Source organism: Vibrio sp. 1F169 (genome assembly GCF_041439605.1).
In the GTDB taxonomy this organism is placed as follows: Bacteria; Pseudomonadota; Gammaproteobacteria; order Enterobacterales; family Vibrionaceae; genus Vibrio; species Vibrio tasmaniensis_A.
Window position 1 is genome coordinate 89125 of sequence record NZ_JBGOOI010000002.1, and the last position, 20113, is coordinate 109237.

Genomic DNA, 20113 nt, shown 5'->3' on the forward strand with positions numbered 1-20113 from the left:
TTTTTATTAAATTCGTGCGGCAGTTAACAGTTACTCGATAATAAATTACAAAATGAAACACTAACAACCAACTCGCAACACCGCCAATACAAAAGTGATATTCAATTAGTTTTTCTAAAAATAATCCCCTATTTCAGGTTAGTTTTTTTCATTCGTGCAAATCCGATTTGTCCCTTACATTACGCGCTCAGACTATTCACCGAATCAAACCTTCAACCTTAAAATTCGCTAACTGGAGATCGCTCTCATGCAAGGCTTAGAACTCGCAATTTTTATGCAATTCTTCCTTGGGCTTGTTGCTGCCGTAAACCCAATCGGCATCATGCCTGTTTTTGTTTCCCTTACTGCACATATGCCGCCAGAAGAGAGGAACAGGACAGCCTTACAAGCAAATATTGCCGTTGCCGTTATCCTGATTGTGTCGCTTGTCGCGGGGCAAATGCTGCTTGATATGTTTAGCATCTCCCTGGATTCATTTCGTGTTGCAGGTGGTTTGCTATTATTGAGCATCGCATTTTCGATGATGAGCGGTAAGCTCGGTGAAGATAAGCAGAATAAACAAGAGAAATCTGAATACATCAGCAAAGAGCAAATCGGTGTTGTTCCTCTTGCGATGCCATTAATGGCGGGCCCCGGGGCAATCAGCTCGACCATTGTTTACGGATCTCGTTACCCTGCAGCCATTGATACTGTGGGAATTGGCATTAGCATCATCGCGTTTGCAACCTGCTCTTGGCTTCTGTTCCGTTCAGCGCCGGTTATCGTTCGCTTTTTAGGTCAAACGGGTATCAATGTGATCACGCGTATCATGGGCTTGATTCTTGGCGCATTGGGCATCGAGTTCATCGCCAATGGCCTACGTAATTTGTTCCCAGGTTTGGCATAACGTTTAACGGTAATCCGGTAGCTCTATAAAGGGCAACAATATTGCAATATAGATGAGGCGAGTAAAGCAATTGGGCTTTCACTCGCCTCGTTATTATGAAGCTTGTATAATGACTGTTAATGCATTTAACAAAAGATGAATCTCTCCTTATGTCACGCAAGCCACTCAAGCATCATTTGTACGTCATTATCTTTGGTACTCACACGCCAGCCGGACGTGCATTTGATATTTCTCTGATCGTTGCAATCTTGGCTTCGCTATTGGTTCTGATCTTAGAATCCATCCCTAATGTCATGAGCGAATGGTCACAGCAGCTGCGTTATATTGAATACACTTTTACTGCTCTCTTCACTCTTGAGTATTTGTTGAGGCTCTATTGTTCTCCGAAACCAAAATCTTATGCCACCAGCTTTTATGGTGTCGTGGACCTATTGGCGATTCTTCCGACCTACTTAGCGATCATCTTCCCAGGCGCTTCATTTATGGGTGTGGTAAGGCTGCTGCGTGTGATGCGTATCTTCCGAATCCTAAAACTGGTTCGCTACCTGCAAGATTCAAACATTCTGTTACGTTCACTTTTAATGGCAAGACGAAAGATACTGATCTTTTTCAGCACAGTTGGCATCTTAGTTGTTATCTTCGGCGCGCTTATCTTTGTTATTGAAGGGCCAGAAAATGGCTTTACAAGTATTCCCCACAGTATTTATTGGGCAATCGTAACCATTACGACGGTTGGCTACGGTGACATGATCCCTCAAACCGCGTTAGGGAAAGCGATCGCTTCTCTGACCATGCTATTGGGTTACTCTATTTTAGCGGTACCGACAGGGATTATTACTGCAGAGCTCAGCAATGAGATGAACTCGCACAAAGAGTTGGTAAAGTGTCCGAACTGTAACCGCGCCGGCCATGATTCGGATGCTATGTATTGTAAACACTGTGCGAGTGAATTGGCAGACCCCGACAAGCGTGTCGTTACAGAAGAGAAATAAAAGCAGACTCGAGATGCGAAGAGGTTTAAGGGCAGTTTCGAGGGCCGAATAACGAGATATCAATAAACTAAAAAGGGTTGACGTTTATCGTCAACCCTTTCGGTTTATCAGCTAATAGAATTTAAGCAATCTTGCCGATTACGCTTTCTCAGCAAGGATAATGCGCAAAGTACGACGTAGTGGTTCTGCAGCACCCCAAAGTAATTGGTCACCTACCGTGAACGCATTCAGGAAATCGTTACCCATCGACATCTTACGCAGACGACCGACTGGTACAGACATTGTGCCTGTTACTTTCGCTGGTGTTAGCTCCTGCGCAGTGATGTCTCGGTCATTAGGAATCACTTTAACCCAATCATTGTGCGTCGCGATGATCTCTTCGATCTCGTCCATAGGCACATCTTGCTTAAGCTTAATCGTTAGTGCTTGAGCGTGACAACGCATTGCACCGATTCGAACACAAGTACCATCGATAGGAATTGGCTGACCATCTAGGCCAAGAATCTTGTTCGCTTCAACGCCGGCTTTCCACTCTTCTTTGCTTTGACCGTTTTCACGCTTCACATCGATCCAAGGAATCAGTGAGCCCGCAAGCGGAGCACCGAACTGATCGGTTGGAAATGAAGATGAACGAATGGTATCAGCGACTTTCTTATCGATATCTAGAATTGAACTTGAAGGGTTCGCTAACTCAGAACTTACGCTGTCGTTGATCACACCCATTTGTGAGATCAGTTCACGCATGTTCTTAGCGCCCGCACCTGAAGCGGCTTGGTAAGTCATGGCACTCATCCACTCAACCATGCCTTTCTCGTATAGACCACCCAAAGCCATAAGCATTAAGCTCACAGTACAGTTACCGCCTACGAAAGTGTTAGTCCCGCCGTTGATGCCTTGTTGGATTTGAGCCAAGTTAACAGGATCAAGAGTGATGATTGAATCCGCGTCCATACGTAAGGTAGAAGCCGCATCAATCCAGTAGCCTTTCCAACCTGCTTGACGCAGTGCTGGGTATACTTTTGAGGTGTAGTCTCCGCCTTGACAGGTAATCACCGCATCAAGCTGTTTTAGGCTATCAATATCAAAAGCGTCTTGAAGTAGACCCGCATCTTTACCACCCAAAACAGGGGCAGGAATACCAATCTGAGACGTACTGTAATAAACAGGTTCAATCAAGTCGAAATCTTTCTCTTCAACCATACGTTGCATCAATACAGAACCAACCATACCGCGCCAACCAACTAGACCTACTCTCATCGCTCACTCTCCATATATAAATTAAAAATTGCTCTCCCCCATCTATAAGTTTTTCAGAAACAGAACTCAAGTGCTTTTTGTCAAAAAGTGTAACTTTTTCGTTTCTTTTAAGTGAACGCAATGAATCGTGCAGTTATCCCTGTATCGACATTTAATATCCACCTCATTGATAAAACGCCCATTATCCTCAAATTCAAACATTTGCATCGCCAAAGCAGCTTAATCCCACTCGCGTCACAAACAGTAAATCCCTCTTTTTAATCAATACTATCCAGAATAATACTTCACAAAACGAAAACAACGTGCGACAAGTTTCAACATGTAAGAACCATGAATTTAACAATATTTCAGATAATGAAACCATGATTAACTGTGTTAGCAGTCAAATATCACAACTTGGACGTATTTTTTCGATATAATAAACTAATTACTGTAGTGTCCGTTTTGCACCACACACCATAACGAAGCACTATAAATGCTCGAAATCACAAGAGGCTTTTATGAAGCAGAGTAAAACTCGCCTACCGAACCTATTGCAGGTATTCATCGCGTTAGGACTATTTCTATCCCTTGCTTTTTCCTTTACTGCAAAGCTTGACCTTCCAATTCAACTTGCCTTGTATATTGGCTGGTTCATTATCATGGTTCTCGGTATTCGCCTTGGCCACGAATACAAAGACTTAGAAAAAGCGGCACTCAAAGGAATATCCAATGGCTTAGGCGCGGTTTTAATACTTTTAGCCGTTGGCGCTCTTGTTGGTACTTGGATCTCAGGCGGGATCGTACCTACTATCATTTACTATGGTCTGAAAGCTATCCACCCTTCTATCTTCCTTTTAGCGACCATGATTATCTGTTCTCTAACCGCATTGGCAACTGGTACTTCTTGGGGCGCTGCGGGTACAGCAGGTATCGCGATGATGGGTATTGGCCAAGGCCTAGGTGTTCCAGCACCGATTACTGCAGGTGCAGTGCTGTCAGGTTGTTACTTCGGCGACAAGATGTCTCCACTTTCTGATTCAGTGATTCTGGCTTCTTCAATGTCTGGTGTTGAAGTGGTTGAGCACATCAAGGGCATGCTGCCAGTTGCGTTAATCAGCTACGTGATTACTGGCATCATGTTTACTGCGTTTGGTTTTCACTACGCAGGTAACGTTGACATGAGCCAAGTAGATTCTGTCATTAAAGCAATGGAAGTTCAGTTCTACATCACGCCTTACTCATTTGTCCCAGTACTGATCGTGCTTGGTCTGTTGGCTTTCCGCATGCCTTCATTCCCGGTAATCAGCTTCGGTTCTCTGCTAGGTATTATCTGGGCAGTCATGATCCAAGATATCGATTTCCTAACGGCATTCAATACTGCTTGGGCACCGTTCTCTATCTCCTCTGGCGTAGAGTTTATTGACTCGATTCTTAACCGTGGCGGCATGTCTTCAATGCTTGGTTCGGTAGCGGTAATTGTGTTTGGTTTAGGTTTTGGTGGCTTACTGGATAAAGTGGGCGTATTAGAGACGATTGCTAAGGTGTTCGAGCGCCGAGTAAATAGCGCAGGCTCTCTAGCAACAAGCACGATCGGTACGGCCTTCATGGGTAACGTATTTGGTTCTGCAATGTACGTATCGTTAATCCTAACGCCAAAAATCTGTGCGAAAAACTACGACCGATTAGGTTACCAACGTAAAAATCTATCTCGTAACGCTGAGTTCGGTGGCACGTTAACTTCAGGCATGGTTCCTTGGAGTGACAACGGCATCTACATGGCGAGTATTCTTGGTGTCGCAACGCTCTCTTACGCTCCGTTCATGTGGTTGAGCTTCATCTGTATCCTCGTGACTATCGTAACGTCTTACATGGGTTGGTTCGTTGATAAATGTGAACCAACAGCACCAGCGCTTGAAACTGAAGAAGCCACTGAACTGAGCAAGCAACAAGCTTAAGCTAAGGCTTTAGTGCGTAAGCACAAAAATGTTGATGATATAAATGCCAAAAGAGCGCTCTAGAGCGCTCTTTTTTGATCTACTTAATTACTGAATTTATTTGTTAGCGGTTCGTTTACCCAACCAAAAACCGATGCCTAACGGTGCAAAGAACACCACCAAGATAAACAGGATGAAGTAGATAATCACACCTTTGATTAAGTCCATCAGTTTATCAATCGCGAGTACCACCATCTCTTGAGAGACGCGATCAAGATCTTGTGTAAACAGTTCCCTTTCAGAAGTCACAATGCCTGCAATTTCAATACGCTCTTTCGCAATCATTGCGACCAGAGCTTCTCTCTCTCGTGTCACCATTTTTTCTAACGCTACACGTTCTTCAGTGAGCATCGCCAATTTTTGATCTGTCTTATCACTGAGGTCGTTGAGCAGAGGCTGCATTTCTGTCGACATAATAGAAGCCAATGTTTGCATGTACTCAGGGTTATTCTCAATGAAGTCCTGCATGCTTGCTGATGTTTGACGAAGGCTTTCTAGCGTCATCGATAGGTCTTCACCCGTTAGCGAGCTATTCATCGCCACCAACTCAGCTTTCCACGTCATCAATTTCGGTGTTTGGTCAGCCATTAGGCTTAAGCGGTCTGATGCATCGCCCATCGCCTCCGGCATGGTACCTAGGCTTTGAACGATTTGAGATTCGTCTTTACCAAGGTAACTTAGCCATTCACGGTAAGCGGGTGTGCTTCTGAAGGTAAGATCTTTAAAAGGATTGCTCGCGGCGAACTCTGCGACGAATGCTTTGCTCTTTTTGAAATCACTTGAGCTCAATACACCCTTTGCTAGCTTCTCAGCTTCTTGGTCAAGAGAACGAGCCGTCTCTACCGCATTATCCGTCACGAACAGATCCGCACCATCGCCTTGGCTATAAAACTGATTCATTTGGGCTGTGAAAACCCATGAGTCAATTAATGCTGACATTGGGGAGGTTTGGTACGCTGCTTGTTGTAAGCCCTGCTCAGCATGGATCTTCCAAAGCAACACATAAGATTGATGTAAGGTGTCATCAGCAGGGTAAGATTGCGCAATGAGATCGGCCGAGTCTTCTACTCGTGTAAAAAACATCTTGGCGTATTCACGCGTCATGATCCGAGCCTGTAACTCTTGCTGAGTAAGAGGCGTCGTTTGACTATCTAGCTTAACTTCCAAAAGAGAACAACCACTTAGCACAATGCTAAGCACTAACACGATCCAATTTCGACTCGAAACTCGTGACATATAAACCTCTGACAAAGACTAAGGGCGCGGATTGTATGAGCGCTTCGTCAGAGTATTGTCAAAAAACCTGTAAAAGTTAACGTTGGGTATTTAAATAGTCATGAGCAGAATCTACAGAGGCTTTTATCGCTAGCTCTAGTTCGGCTAAATCGTGCTCACTGATGGCTCTGGACTGCTTCATTGTCATTTCAATAGTCGCTGCAATGATCGCTAACCGAGACGCTTTGATGCTGCCAGCCACACCTTTTAAGCTGTGCACAATGCGAGCAGCAGAGGTTTCATCCTTGGTGAGCAGAGATTTGAATCTGGTATAGTCATCTGCGTGATCTTCGACAAAGACCCCTAGCAACAATTCAACAGACTCGGTATCGCCATCAAGAGTCTCTAGCATCTCTTCAATATCAATCGCTGGCTTTGAATCCGTCACACTGGCAATGTGCTTCTCTGGCTCTTGCACTTGTTCTGGTGTTCGCTGAGTTGGGGGTTGCTGAATAGAGTTTTGCTGAACCGGAACTTGTGGAATAGGTTCTTGCAAAATCGGTTCTTGTGAAATAGCTTGCGGGCTTGTCGCACAAACACTCTGCTGAGGTTGGGTATCAGAATGTTGACTCGCTGGCGTAATATCTAATACTGATGGGGGATTACTTGGCGGCGTCACCGCGGAAGAAGCAATATCGCTGTGAGAAACAATATTATTGCGAGCAGCAGTATCATTACGAGAAGACGTATCTTTGTTGGAAGTAGAGAGAGCATCGTCCTGACTTGAATCGATGACTGGTTCCTGTTTGAGTGCTTGGTCTACTTCTTTCTTCGATTTTTGGGACCTAACGCTCCACAACAGTAACGCAATCATTGCCACTAAGCTTAAACCTAGCATGATCAATAATAGGTTGTATTGACGATCATGGAACTCAGCTTCAAGTTTAATGATCTGTTCGTTTACTGAATTCTTCTTAATTTTATCGACTAAATAATTGAGCTGAGCGTAATCACTCAGCAATGCTGAAGCATCAGCCAGTAATTGTTGGAGTGCATCTTGCTCTTCGGATTTTAATGAATAAGATTTTTCAAGTATAGAATCAAAGGCGCGATAAGTTGCTGATGAACTTTGGTTATCGGAATACATCGCTTCAAAAACGACGACACCAAATTCGTTGAGTAGCGGCTTTAACTTAGGGGAAAGCTCAGTATCTGTGCGTAACACTTTGATGTTATCGACGATATCTTGCACCTGACTTTCTATCGGAATGAATTCATCAAATTTTTCTAAAAATTGATCGGCAACGTAAAGCAGTTGGTTCACATCAGGACGAAACAAGGCGTGTTGGAAATCAGATTCTATCTGCAGTCGGATCGAATAAACCAATTGAGCATCGAGTGCTAAATCATTAATGCGAGAGACTCGCAGCGGCTCAGAGAAATAAAGCGATTGCCTCAATTCATTAACGCGAATACCGAGTTCTTCAATTTGAGCGAGCGAGTGAGAGTAAGAACGGCTTAGATTAAGGAGAGCCAGTGAAGGAAGTAGCCACAGAGCCAAGAGTGCAACCAAAAAAGTTGCGGGTCTTTTAAAGCGATTGGGCTTTGCTACTGATTGTTCCATCGATATTCCTTGTTCATGCGAACTCTAAACCATTATGTTGCTAAACATAAACAAGCGACAACAACCTGCTGTCGCTTGCTACCTAATAACTTCGGACTATGACTTATTGCGAGTCAGTTGATCACGTAAGTTCGGTGGCGTCCCTTTAATGGTTAGCGTGTCTGTCTCTGGATCGTAGAAGATACGCTCACCTAAAAGCAGACTATCAAAACTAACATTCAAACCGCCACCAGCACCAACAAATTTTGTTAGTTTACGCATAGTTGCGCGGTCTGCTGGGAAGCTGTCTTCTAACTCGTAGCCTTGCTCACTAGTATAGTCAAAGAAGCTTGTACCATCTGTGCTTGCTGGCAATTCTCCAGAAAGTTCACGAACTTGAACTTCATCACCCGCTTTAAGCTGTTCGTTACAGTAATCCGCAACTTGTTTTTTATAGCTGATCGCTTCCTCTTTCTCTAACTTAGAGTCAGAAACAAAGTCTTCTACCGCTTGCATCAATACTTGGTTTTGCTGCTTAGCATCCAAGCCTACTTCTGCTTGAAGGAAGTCTAAGAAGAAGTCAGCGACTTTACGACCAACGCGCCCTTTAATATAAGTAAGGTAACGGTTTGACTCTTTGTCTGTGTCGTATGTTGAAAGATCAAGGCGCGCAACAATATCCATCTTCGAGATATCCAGGTAATCCGTCGCACTAATATCTAGCCCTTCGGTCACTTTCAAACTTTGGTTAGAAGGCAGTAGTCCGATGAAAAGGTAGTCTGTCGCCAGTGATTGATATTCAGCCAGTACCAAAGTGCCTTCATCAGCAAAAGGATACTTTGAAAGCTCATCTTTTAGACGTAGCGCACTTTTTTGAGAGAAATCATAAAAACTTTGTTCTCCAGCTCGAAATTCATGCAACGACTGCTGGAATTCGCTGTCGGATTTGAAAGAACCAAATCCTTTACCTGCTTTTGAATTAAAAACTCGGTGAAGTTCCGCGACTAGGTTTTCAGATGCAGTATCGTTTTCTAGAGATTCAGCACGATAGTTAACAATCAGCTCTTCCTGATCGTTCTTGCTTAGCTGGTGTAAAATTACGTTGGAAAGGTGAAGGCTCATAGTGAAAATATTACCGTTCAGGTTTCAGTTGTTGTGCATAGTAGGTTATCATAAGCCGCTTTTACTATCATTATTAGAGTCCTTATGCCGATTATATCTAAATACACAGATGATCAAGTTGAAAAAATCCTAGCTGAAGTAGGTGCTGTACTGACTAAGCACAAAGCTTCACCTGAGCTTTCATTGATGATCGCTGGAAATATCGCAACCAATGTCTTAAATCAGAACGTTGCTGCTTCACAACGCAAAGGAATTGCTGAAAAATTTGCCGAAGCTTTAATTTCTTCTCTTGAAGATAAAAAGTCTCACTAAGTTTGATTGACGGAAAAAGAATTATAAATGGTAGACAGCGCAAACTCATATAGCGATCGTGTATCTCGACTGGTAGGTTGGGGCCACTGGTTTGCATTTTTCAACATCATTGCTGCGATGTTGATTGGTACTCGTTATATTACTCAATCTGCTTGGCCGGAAACCCTATTGGGTCAATTCTATTTGGCTGCATCATGGGTTGGTCATTTTGGATTTTTGGTGTTCGCGCTCTATCTATTAGTGCTGTTCCCACTCACTTTTATTCTTCCGTCGAGGAAGTTATTACGTTTGGTTGCCGTTATCTTCGCAACCATAGGTTTAACTGTCCTACTGATTGATACTCAAACGTATCAAAATATAAACCTCCACCTGACACCTGTCGTGTGGGAGGTTTTATTCAGTGGAGAGGAGTCTGCACTCACTTCTGATTTGCAGCACCTCTTCATTGTAATGCCACTAATCTTCTTATTGCAGCTAGGTCTGTCTGAGTGGGTTTGGCGTAAGCAACGTAAACTGTCTCATAAACACATTGGCCGTCCTATTACTGCCGTCTTCTTCTTGTGTTTCATCAGCAGCCACTTGACCTACATGTGGGCTGATGCGTATTTCTACAACCCAATTACAAGCCAGAAAGCGAATTTCCCACTGTCTTATCCTATGACAGCAAAAAGCTTTATGGAAAAGCATGGTCTATTAGACCGTGAAGAGTATTTACAGCGTTTAGAAGCGAACCAAGAGAACGTAAACTTAGTTAGCTACCCACTAGAAAAAATTCAATACAACCGCCGCAGTGCTGATCTTAATATTCTGCTTGTGAGTGTGAATAATCTTCGCGCTGATGCACTCAATAGCACTGCAATGCCAAGCAGCTATGCCTATGCACAACAATCGATCAACTTCACCAATCACTACAGTTCAAGTAACGACATGTTTGGTATTTTCGGATTGTTCTATGGCCTTCCTAGCAGCTACGCAAGCAGCATCAAAGCACAAAGTTCGAGCGCAGTACTGCTCGATGTGCTAGATCATCACAATTATACACTTGCCGCTTTTAGCGGTGATGACTTTGACGACGCCCTTTACCCGGAAGTCATCTTCCGAGGCCGTGATGCGCTCCCAGAGCAAGCAACAGATGATGACCAAAGCGCAATACAAGCTTGGTCTGAATGGGTTCAATCACCACAAGCAAAAAGCCCTTGGTTTAACTTTATTGAACTAACAACGCTCGATAACTTCTCTAGTTACGAAACAGATGTAACGTTGACTACCGCTGAACGTTTTACTGCAGACTACCAAAAATCGACTCAAGCGGCTGATGTTCAGTTAGCGAAAATCTACGCAGAGTTGGAGCGCCTAGATCTTCAAGACAACACAGTGGTTATCATTACCTCTAACCATGGTACTGAATTTAACGAGACGAAAACCAACAGTTGGGGTGCAAACTCCAATTACAGTCGTTACCAACTACAAGTGCCTCTTTTCATCAAATGGCCAGGTAAGTCAGCATCTGAATATACTCACCGTTCTAGTCACCTAGATGTGTCAGTCACGCTAATGCAAGAGCTATTAGGTGTATCTTCGAACCCTACAGATTTTAGTAGTGGACGTAGCCTGTTTGATGAGCGTAGAAGAAAATGGATTCTTGCAGGAGACTCACGTGAACTTGCTCTTGTTACTGACCAACAAACAACGGTGTTAGATAAGTTTGGTAACTACAAATTGTACGATCAGAATTACAAACGTCTGAAAGATGTAAGCCCTCGCTTGCCAGTGTTGATGCAAGGCCTTACTGAGTTACAGCGGTTCTATACCAAAAATGACTAAATGATCATCAAAAAGAAAAGGGAAGCCAATGGCTTCCCTTTTTTATTGCCGTGAATGATTAGAAAACAAGCAACAAAACAAAATTATGAAAATTAAGGGTTTACAAGACCCTCTGCCCCTTATATTATTCACGCCACTGGAGGGATGGCTGAGTGGTCGAAAGCACCGGTCTTGAAAACCGGCAACCGTTAATAGCGGTTCTAGGGTTCAAATCCCTATCCCTCCACCACATTTAAGAAAGCCGCTGAGAAATCAGCGGCTTTTTTGCATCTAGCGTAAAGTTAATCGAATCTAAGAGTCAGTTAGTCAACCAGTCAAAGTCCTTAACTATCGGAATCTGACTTAAACCTGTTTATCACGGCAACTTCAAGCCTATTACCGCTCTGTTGTATTTAAACATATAGCATAGGTAACTGACTCTTTACCTTTATAACCTATCGAAATTCGACGTCACTGTTGCAACAAAACATCCCTGCCAATAAACATGTAGACCTACGCCACCAATGCATGACCAAGTAACTTGAAGAATTGGGGGATGTTTATTGGAATAGTGCCCTAGGTTTCTTCAGGTTCTCATTGTGAATACATAACGATAAAAAAATCCAGAGGCTTCATCGAAGTCTCTGGATTTTTAAACTTGGCTTGAGTGCAGATCTAATTAAGCGTTTTCTTGCTTAGTATCTTGCTGCTCTGCTTGTTTTTTTTGTTCAGCTTCATTTGCTTTTTCTTCGTGGTTTGAACCACCACATCCGCCACAACAGCTCATAATTATGCTCTCTTTGATTGTATTTAAGTAACTCATTAAGGTCATAATATTAAAGGTGCATTTTAAATGCAACTTTAATATTAGCCAAATTGGCTGCTTGGTGTCTTGAGGTATTTAAGCCCTTGGTTTTATTAAAATTGGTAAGTACAACACAACGAAACAACTGTACGCGACAACCCACAGAGCACTCGATAAGGTGATGATAGAGACAATATTATTGGTAAAGTATCCACCAAATACTCGAACAATAAAGGCAAAAACAATGGCAATTAACGCCGCAGTCATTATTTTACCAATCGCAATAGCTCGACCTGTATGTCCTAGAGAGACGCGTGAGATCATTGATAAGATCATCACCCCCATTCCACCCACGGTTAAGGCATGAATCGCTTGTGATTGTGTGACCAATGACGAAATGATCGAAACGCCATACAAGACCAATCCTAACGAAATGGCCCAGTAGCTTAAGTGTAAAGACCACACAAGAGGAGTCTTAAAAGCGCCCCATATTTTCCACCTTACCGCCCTAACCGCATTTGCCAGGCCACTGACAATAAACACGCTAGCAACGATATCTTGTGGAACTGGAAGTATCTGAAAGCTCAACACAACGGCGAAAATCGTGCTCACGATGCTCAGCTTTTCAAGCCATGGTAATGCAGGGGTTCGTGGTGTCTGTGTGCCATTCGCGGTAAACATAGGAAAGACTCGTCCACCCATAATGCACATGACTAGAGTCACCAACAGCACCATGCTTGTGCTAGCTTGTGAAATTAAGATTGGCTGCTGAAATAGAACACCATAGTGCATCGCCGCATTGGCAAAAGTCATTAGCAGCAAAATGGGAACGAACAATAGATTTCGCCAAAGTTTCACACTGACAATATTGTGAGCAAGATAAATGACAGCGACAGGCAAAAACAGTAAATCGAGCCCAGCCACCAACCAAGGGCTAAAGGCATTAGGTAGGAACATGGCTATTCTCGCACACAGCCAGATAACCAGAAGTATCATTAACCCGCGTCCGTTAATACTACGGACACCCGTCCAGTTTTGTACGGCCGTCAGTAAAAAGCCAACCACGACAGTAGCTGCAAAGCCAAATAACATTTCATGAATATGCCACCACATTGCTCCGCCATAAACATTCAGAGTTGCGCTACCATTCCAAAACGCGGCCCAACCAACTAGAGCTGCAACGCTAAAAAGTGATGCAAACAAAAAAAACGGTCGAAACGCGAGCTCAAAAAATGCCGTCATTGAAACGCCATTGTTAGGGGGTTGATTTAAATCTTTCATCATCGTAAACCTAGTGAGTAAACAAAACTTACTTAAATAACGTCAACCGCCAAAAGTTGCCCTAGTTTGTAGCTGTGCCCTTCGCCGAGGAGATCTTGCAAGCTATAAGCGTCTAAGCATTTGTAAAAACACTCTTGAGCTTCAGCAAAGATTGTTTTCAATTGGCAATTTGGTGTAATAACACAGCTATTATCTTCGCCAAAACATTCAACCAAGTTACGTTTGTCTTCTAACTCTCGAACTAACGTACCTATGTTGATCTGACTTGGATGGCAACTGAGTTTCAAACCACCATTTTTTCCTCTTGTAGCGATCAGGTGCCCTTTGAGGTTGAGTTGCTGAACGATCTTCATTAAGTGGTTTTTAGAAATACCATAACTGTTAGCAATGTCGCCGATGGTGCTAAGAGATTGGTTGTTGATCGCTAAATAGATCAGAACGCGTAGGGAATAATCAGTGTAACGTGTGATATGCATGTTGGGATATTTCACTCTATAAGATGTATTTATTATGAATCTTATGAGTAATAAAGGCAAGTTAACCTAATGAGGAGTAGTGGCTAAGCACCAAGAAGCTAAGGCTGCGATCTTAATGACGTTTCTCACATCTGTTGTATGAGATCCTATCTCCATCTTCCTTTCTCAAACGAGATCTAATCCTCTAAGTCGAAGCGATCAGAAACATTTTTCGATATATTTTCACTCTGACAATATAAAAACACACAAACTTGTTCATAAAAAAAGCAGTCAGTTAATAAGGGTATTTACAAGCGAATCACACCACTATATTATTCGCGGCACTGGAGGGATGGCTGAGTGGTCGAAAGCACCGGTCTTGAAAACCGGCAACCGTTAATAGCGGTTCTAGGGTTCAAATCCCTATCCCTCCACCACTTTTAAAATGAAAAAAGCCGTTGATTATCAACGGCTTTTTTCATATCTGAAGGGTACTAAGTTAAACCGTAAGGATTGACTGAGACAATGTACCTATTCAAAACTGCCAGCCATAACTACTACACCCGTATTTGCCTACCCAAGAACTGTCGTGATCGTGGGTTTCCTTTCGACCTAAAAATTTCACTACTAACCAAAAATCGTCGAGTTGCCTCATTACGCAATCTAAGTGTTGCGATAGAGCTCAAACAGCTTATTGACAGCATTACAGCTCAGACTCACTTAACAGACTTCAATATTGCTGCAAATAAGCTCATCAATGAGCTTAGATGCAACTTTGACGAAAACGACAGTACTTTTACAACCAAACCCATACCAGTACGCAATACTTCCATGCAGACGCAATCAGTGTCCTTAACACAACAAGCCACATCACTTATTTCCTTGAAATGTGCACTGGTAAAGTTTATCGACTCTAAAAAGCTCCAATCAATCCGACCGCTTACAATTCATCAATTAGAATCACGCATCACGCATTTCATTCAGTTTTCACTAGTAAACAGAGTTGCTGATGTCACGACGGCTCATGCTTTGCAGTACCGTGATGAATTACTGAAAAAAGGTCGAAGCCCTAAAACAGATAAAGAGTACCTTGCCGCCTGTTTCCAGTTCTTTAAATACTGCAAGCTGATGAACTATACAGGGTTCAATGCTTTTGAGGATGTAAAAGTCCAGAAGAAGGCCACTAAGCGCCAAGATGAACAGCGGGATCGTTGGCTATTGAAAGATATGAAGAAGTTTTTCGGTTCACCTCTGTTCAAAGAAAAAGATGAAGAGTTTCAGTGGATTTCAAAAATTCTACCTCTTTCAGGTATGCGCCCTTCTGAAGTTTGCCAACTACAAGCTTCTGATATAAAGCAAGAGAAAGGTATTTACTATTTCTCAATTACAGAAAGCGAAGACGGTAAGCATGTAAAAAATGTTAATAGCATCCGTGAAGTACCTGTCCACGAGAAACTAATAAAAATGGGGTTTCTCGATTTCGTGGCGAGGGTTAAAACTACTAGCAGCAAGCAACTTTTTAGTTATATACCAGATAATCAGTTTAACGATTGGTCTAAATCTTACTGTATCAAAATTGGTAAGTATCAAACTGCTATAGGAATGAAGCCCCGTCAGCGACCTACTGCATACGGATTTAGACATACCTTTATTGATGAGTTGAAGCAATCAGGCATTCCTGAACACGTCACAGCTCAACTCGTCGGCCACGGGAATAACAGTATGACTTACGGACGGTATGGGAAACGATTGCCGATTAGTCAGTTAGCAGAGGTAATTAATAGGGTCAGCTATGCGTTAATAGAAGACTAAAGCTAACATACCAACCTTCCAAACGTGCTGACAACTAGGAAGAAACCCTCCATAGTTGCTTTTCAACTGCATCATCGTGTGCTGTAACGAGCCTCTGCCCCTTTGTGTTTTAGCGCGATTACTCAGCAACGGGTCGCGCTACTGAGCTTAAGATACTTATAGTTATGTCTGGCTGTTGAACGGCTCTGTTCGTAACTGGACAAAAATTAATCAACACCCAAAAACATTATGTAAAAGGCTATTTGTTGAGGAGGGTTAAGATTAATGAGAGGATGCCTAAGATAACTACGCTCTAGCTTCTGTGTCATTCGAATATAACAACAGACATGAATCTGTTATGATCGTCATCAAAACGTCATCATACATTTTTTATGTCAGGCGCCTGATATATACATCGGCTAAATCATTCAGGGATATTAACATGGTAGACAAAACACAGATACTCTTTGAGTCATTACGAAGAACAGATAGCTACACTCTGGCCGCTGATCAAAAAGCATCTTTTTGCCTAGCTGCTGCTGTTACATTTTTAGGTATTTATTCAACGTTGTTTTATAGCATTATAACTGATGACAGTGCTGTAATATCAGCAACTTTGACTGTTGCAATTCTAGGATTGGTATTATTACCTTGGATAGTGTTCTTTTATACTATAAAAAGTATATTTTCACCAAACCTGAAGCCATCAGAAAAAGAATCAATCATATCTTTTGCATCAATAGCTTCAAATTGCCCTAATTTAGAGCAGTTTAAGCTCTATTATGAAAGCATAAATATAAACGATGATATGTTTGTAAAGAATATAAATGAAGACCTCCTTGAAAATCATTGGATTTGTTCAGAAATATGCTTTAACAAGATGAAAAACTTCAAAAAAAGTTTACATTGGTTGTGGGTGGCACTATCAATTTCATTGGTAGGTTTGGCTACTATGGTTTATTTTATTGAGCATCATGAATTTACTAAGTTCTTATCAATCTGTAAATGAAATATGAGGGGAACATTCCCCCTCATTTAATTATTTAATTATTTAATTATTTAATTATTTAATGAAGATGCCAATTATATCGCTATATATAACAACATTTAAATTCGATTTTGGTGATAATGAAACCTCCATAGTGTGCAGTCCCCGATATGCAGTACCTTCTGGAAAATCAAGTACAATTGAACTTTGATACATATCGGTAGGTTTATCTATCTGACGGACTTTGGTATCTGTAAGACCATTTTTTTCTTGAAGCGCTTCTTTACCATGGTTGTTCTTTGTAAACTTCGCATTAAGAGGATATAGCGATGAAAGTGCATTTGGATTTAACACCTCCAACTCAAACTTTAATTGCATATCTTTTTCTAAAAAAGAAGAAACTGATTTATATTCTTCCCAACCATCTGAATCACTCTTCCTGTAGTAGCATTTGAATTTAATATTATCTCGATAGGTTAATCGACTATTTCCAAGAGTTTTCCAATTTAATGGAACTGGTAACAAATCTTGATACATTTCCATTTTTAATAAACGACATCGACGATTTATTGGAGTACCATTTTCGTCGCTCATATTAGGCAATATATATCGTTCCTCAGACTTATCTTTACCTACGGTTTTAATTTCAGAATATCTATCAGGAAAGTCAACATAATCTAAAATGCCTTGCCCCAACATAGCTGTATTCGTTCGCGCTTGAGATTGGGCTTTTGAAGCAAGATCTACTGGTATACCTAGAGCAGTAACTTCCGATGCATCACCATAACCATAATTGGCCCAAACAACCTCTTTATGAGAGCCATAATCTAACCCTACACGAACTCCTAGGTTAACGTCTTTGCCTATAAGTTTGTTTAGTTCTGGGAAAACCGTTTCGGTAAGAATTAGCTTTAACGCTGAAGATGCGTTTAGAGCATTAGCTATCGCATCTTCAGGACAATTGCCTTTCCCACCAAAAAAAGCCATAACGGCATCTCCCATAAGACGATGTGGGTAACCATCTAATGCACGAATCACATCAACGCATGCTTGAAGAATTCGGTTTTTCACCACATATGCATCTTGTAAAGACATTAACAAAGACAGTCTAGAGCTTCTTTTTATGTCTACAAACATTGTAACAATATGATGAAACTCTATTTCATCCGAATCCTTTAAGTGAGCGAAATCTGGATGCGGGCCTACCTTACTTTGGTTTAATCCAACCTTATTAAACCATGGTCGTAAAGCGTCCTGATAGGTGTACTCTTCTGGAGCCGTAAGCTCCCCGCTCGATTCCGCTTTTAAACGACGCGAAACACTAGCGCTCTTATATAAATCAACCGATTCAGATAACTCGTCAAATGACTCTGCTGAGAAATTTTCATTACCTATAATTCTTTTAGAACGTTTGCTTTCTAGCCCGTCTCGGATATCCGAAAAATAACCTTTCGTAATTTCCTCTAAACTTTTTGCTGACACGAATACCTCCAACTAATCATTATGTGTACTTCTCCACGACACTATAACTCACTTTTTATGCATGCGAACAGATAACAATTAATTGCTTATTGATGTAAGTCAAACGAGTTCTAATGCTATAGTCGGATGATAGTTGTGATGTTGACTTTAGCGATAATCACATGTGTCAACATCATATTACTTGGTGAAAGAATACGAAACGATCACGCAAACACGCTAAACAGTGAAGATAAGCCACCCGCTAGTAGAGTTAGCCTCGGAGATTGCATTAACTTATAATATACTCACTAAACTTGAAGGTGCAGACAGGCTTAGTACCAGAAATTTTTCATTAACTCTAGACGTTAAAGAGCCTGCGACCTCTGGAATAGTTACAGTAAAAAATTGGTCAATTGCTTCCTTTGCAGTTGTCAAACAGGTTTGGCAACATAGTTGGAGGTCATCCATACTAAAACTAATACCACCCAACCACAAAGAGCAACAACAGAAACACGTTTCTGTCCAGAGAAGTGTTAGCACGACCACTGCTATCAGGTTTTGTCTCTTTCCTTGTGTAAAACTCAATAGCATTGATTTAGCCTGCGTCGACACACAGCACAAAGTGCATCCGAATTTCTAACTCCCTTGGGAAAAACGTCAGAATAACTCACCCGTTTGGAAAAAGTATCAGATTAACCCATCAGTTTGGAAATGAAATAGGTCACGTATCTGTAAGCTGATAGTTGGCTTCAAATGTTAGAAAGCATCCAAAAATCAGAATCTCTTTAAATGTTTTTCGGATATCCCCCCTAGATCCGCTCTTATTAGTGATGGTGGATGCAAATCCTATCTATAGCTTTATCCGCCAACTATTTTGAAAAACTTCAAAGAAATAACTTATTGATAAAAAAAGATAAGGCAATTTGTTTACACTAACCTATTAAAAATATTAGTATTTTCATATTGAAACTCGCTTTTTCTACCTATACGCTGTTCTCAAATAGAGAGCAGCAGATAGCTGCCTAAGTGCAATCAACGTGGAAAACAGCAATTCGACATTAGTTAATGTCGTCATAGATAAATTTATTGAAAGCCGTGTACATACCGTAGCTCCTTCAACACTTCGAGTAGACAGAAGTAAAGCTGGAAAGCTCAAAAAGTACTTCAAGAAACGTTTGATAAAAGATGTTAATCATAGTGACATTCACGACTTAATCACTTCATTTCACCGAAAATACAGCAACAAGTCGATCAATGAATTCCTAATTATACTCAGGGCGGTGTTCAAACGTGCAATGCGTGATGGGGTCATAGAGCGTGACCCTATGGACGGAATTGAAAACCTAACCGTCACGAACAAGGAACCAAACCCGCTTAGCAAGTCTGACATTAAGAAGCTGAATGACACTTTGGCAGAATGTTTAAGCGGCAAAAGCGCAGTGCTTTTAAATATACTGACAGGACTTCGTATCAGTGAGTTACTGGCGCTAGCTTGGGATGACGTTAATTGGCAGCGTAAAGAATTATATGTTCGCCGAGCAAAGGTGTTGAATAATTATAAAACACCAAAAACTGCGGGTTCAGTTCGGACGGTAGAACTTAATGAACTGGCGATAACGCTTCTAAAAGAGCAGGTAAAACTGACGGGGTCAAAACGGGTACACACCATCTCAGTGTTACAAGCTGACAGTAAAACATGGATAAAAGATACAGTGCGTTTTGTCTTTTATAACAGTAAAACGAATCTACCGTTCCTGAATGCCAAGCAATTCAACAAAACCTTCTTCACTCCTTTTCTGAAAAATGCTGAAGTTCAGCACCGTGGTGTTGGTCAGTTACGCCATACTTATGCGAGTCAAAATCTTACTGCTGGAATTAGTAAAGACTGGATTGCACGTCAGATGGGGCACACTGGCACAAATATGATAGATAAGCATTATGGTCGCTGGATGCGTTCAGATGCTCCTGACTTTGCCAATGTCGCAGCTAATCATCTTGCCGATGCACTCGGACATTCTGATGTTATACCCGTTGAAGTATCTTCTGAAGTACCATCAGATGTATTAGCGTTGGTGAGTGCTCTGCAAGATAGGCCAGAGCTTAAAGCGCTAATCCAAGGTGTTATCGGAGGTACTTTATGAGTATTCTCCGCCCCGCCATGTGTGG

Annotated in this window: 15 protein-coding genes, 2 tRNA genes and 2 pseudogenes; 10 read left to right on the forward strand and 9 right to left on the reverse strand. The window is 41.8% G+C overall.

Annotated features, from left to right (window positions below; translation table 11 throughout):
* Positions 1-247: 247 nt before the first annotated feature.
* The gene (locus ACED53_RS01440; protein ID WP_004734056.1) at positions 248-886 is read left to right on the forward strand and encodes a YchE family NAAT transporter; all 639 of its coding nucleotides are present in this window, start codon (positions 248-250) and stop codon (positions 884-886) included.
* A gap of 149 nt (positions 887-1035) precedes the next feature.
* Entirely contained in the window at positions 1036-1878 is an 843-nt protein-coding gene (locus ACED53_RS01445; RefSeq protein ID WP_032498918.1) for an ion transporter, read from the forward strand.
* A gap of 138 nt (positions 1879-2016) precedes the next feature.
* On the opposite strand, the gene asd is transcribed toward ACED53_RS01445, so the two are convergent.
* Positions 2017-3135, reverse strand: a complete 1119-nt coding sequence (gene asd, locus ACED53_RS01450; protein WP_017099474.1) for an aspartate-semialdehyde dehydrogenase — start codon at positions 3133-3135, stop codon at positions 2017-2019.
* A gap of 500 nt (positions 3136-3635) precedes the next feature.
* On the opposite strand from asd, the gene nhaC reads away from it, so the two are divergent.
* Entirely contained in the window at positions 3636-5072 is a 1437-nt protein-coding gene (gene nhaC, locus ACED53_RS01455; RefSeq protein WP_012603519.1) for a Na+/H+ antiporter NhaC, read from the forward strand.
* A gap of 96 nt (positions 5073-5168) precedes the next feature.
* Here the strand turns inward: nhaC and ACED53_RS01460 are convergent, their stop codons facing one another.
* From ACED53_RS01460 to yejK, 4 genes and pseudogenes are all read right to left on the reverse strand, one after another.
* Positions 5169-6347 (reverse strand): hypothetical protein, encoded by a 1179-nt coding sequence (locus ACED53_RS01460; RefSeq protein ID WP_017099475.1) that lies wholly within the window; start codon positions 6345-6347, stop codon positions 5169-5171.
* Between the two features lie 76 nt (positions 6348-6423).
* Positions 6424-6795: pseudogene (locus ACED53_RS01465) on the reverse strand (Hpt domain-containing protein); the annotation flags it as partial.
* A gap of 368 nt (positions 6796-7163) precedes the next feature.
* A pseudogene (locus tag ACED53_RS01470) lies at positions 7164-7950 on the reverse strand (Hpt domain-containing protein); the annotation flags it as partial.
* Between the two features lie 96 nt (positions 7951-8046).
* Positions 8047-9051, reverse strand: coding sequence for a nucleoid-associated protein YejK (gene yejK, locus ACED53_RS01475; RefSeq protein WP_009848690.1), 1005 nt, complete (start codon positions 9049-9051; stop codon positions 8047-8049).
* An 84-nt stretch (positions 9052-9135) separates the two neighbouring features.
* Between yejK and ACED53_RS01480 the strand changes: the two genes are divergently transcribed.
* From ACED53_RS01480 to ACED53_RS01490, 3 genes are all read left to right on the forward strand, one after another.
* The gene (locus tag ACED53_RS01480; RefSeq protein WP_004734063.1) at positions 9136-9363 is read left to right on the forward strand and encodes a YejL family protein; all 228 of its coding nucleotides are present in this window, start codon (positions 9136-9138) and stop codon (positions 9361-9363) included.
* A gap of 27 nt (positions 9364-9390) precedes the next feature.
* Positions 9391-11187 (forward strand): DUF3413 domain-containing protein, encoded by a 1797-nt coding sequence (locus ACED53_RS01485; protein WP_017099477.1) that lies wholly within the window; start codon positions 9391-9393, stop codon positions 11185-11187.
* A gap of 138 nt (positions 11188-11325) precedes the next feature.
* Positions 11326-11416 (forward strand) — tRNA-Ser (locus ACED53_RS01490).
* Between the two features lie 429 nt (positions 11417-11845).
* Here the strand turns inward: ACED53_RS01490 and ACED53_RS01495 are convergent.
* The 3 genes from ACED53_RS01495 to ACED53_RS01505 form a co-directional block, all read right to left on the reverse strand.
* Positions 11846-11989: a hypothetical protein gene (locus ACED53_RS01495; RefSeq protein ID WP_157044877.1), complete on the reverse strand. Its 144-nt coding sequence runs from the start codon at positions 11987-11989 to the stop codon at positions 11846-11848.
* Positions 11990-12067: 78 nt separating this feature from the next.
* On the reverse strand, positions 12068-13252 hold the full coding sequence (locus ACED53_RS01500; protein ID WP_017101393.1) for an NnrS family protein: 1185 nt from the start codon (positions 13250-13252) through the stop codon (positions 12068-12070).
* A gap of 32 nt (positions 13253-13284) precedes the next feature.
* Entirely contained in the window at positions 13285-13728 is a 444-nt protein-coding gene (locus tag ACED53_RS01505) for an Rrf2 family transcriptional regulator (protein ID WP_009848694.1), read from the reverse strand.
* A gap of 325 nt (positions 13729-14053) precedes the next feature.
* Between ACED53_RS01505 and ACED53_RS01510 the strand changes: the two genes are divergently transcribed.
* From ACED53_RS01510 to ACED53_RS01520, 3 genes are all read left to right on the forward strand, one after another.
* Positions 14054-14144, forward strand: a tRNA-Ser gene (locus ACED53_RS01510).
* Positions 14145-14232: 88 nt separating this feature from the next.
* A complete protein-coding gene (locus ACED53_RS01515; RefSeq protein ID WP_017099608.1) occupies positions 14233-15519 on the forward strand; it encodes a site-specific integrase in 1287 nt (428 codons plus the stop codon).
* Positions 15520-15940: 421 nt separating this feature from the next.
* The gene (locus tag ACED53_RS01520) at positions 15941-16507 is read left to right on the forward strand and encodes a hypothetical protein (RefSeq protein ID WP_017099609.1); all 567 of its coding nucleotides are present in this window, start codon (positions 15941-15943) and stop codon (positions 16505-16507) included.
* Between the two features lie 54 nt (positions 16508-16561).
* Here ACED53_RS01520 and ACED53_RS01525 read toward each other — a convergent pair whose 3' ends face one another.
* Positions 16562-17968 (reverse strand): adenylate/guanylate cyclase domain-containing protein, encoded by a 1407-nt coding sequence (locus ACED53_RS01525; RefSeq protein ID WP_017101770.1) that lies wholly within the window; start codon positions 17966-17968, stop codon positions 16562-16564.
* 1016 nt (positions 17969-18984) lie between these two features.
* Here ACED53_RS01525 and ACED53_RS01530 point away from each other — a divergent pair.
* A complete protein-coding gene (locus tag ACED53_RS01530) occupies positions 18985-20088 on the forward strand; it encodes a site-specific integrase (protein ID WP_017101772.1) in 1104 nt (367 codons plus the stop codon).
* Positions 20089-20113 lie beyond the last annotated feature (25 nt).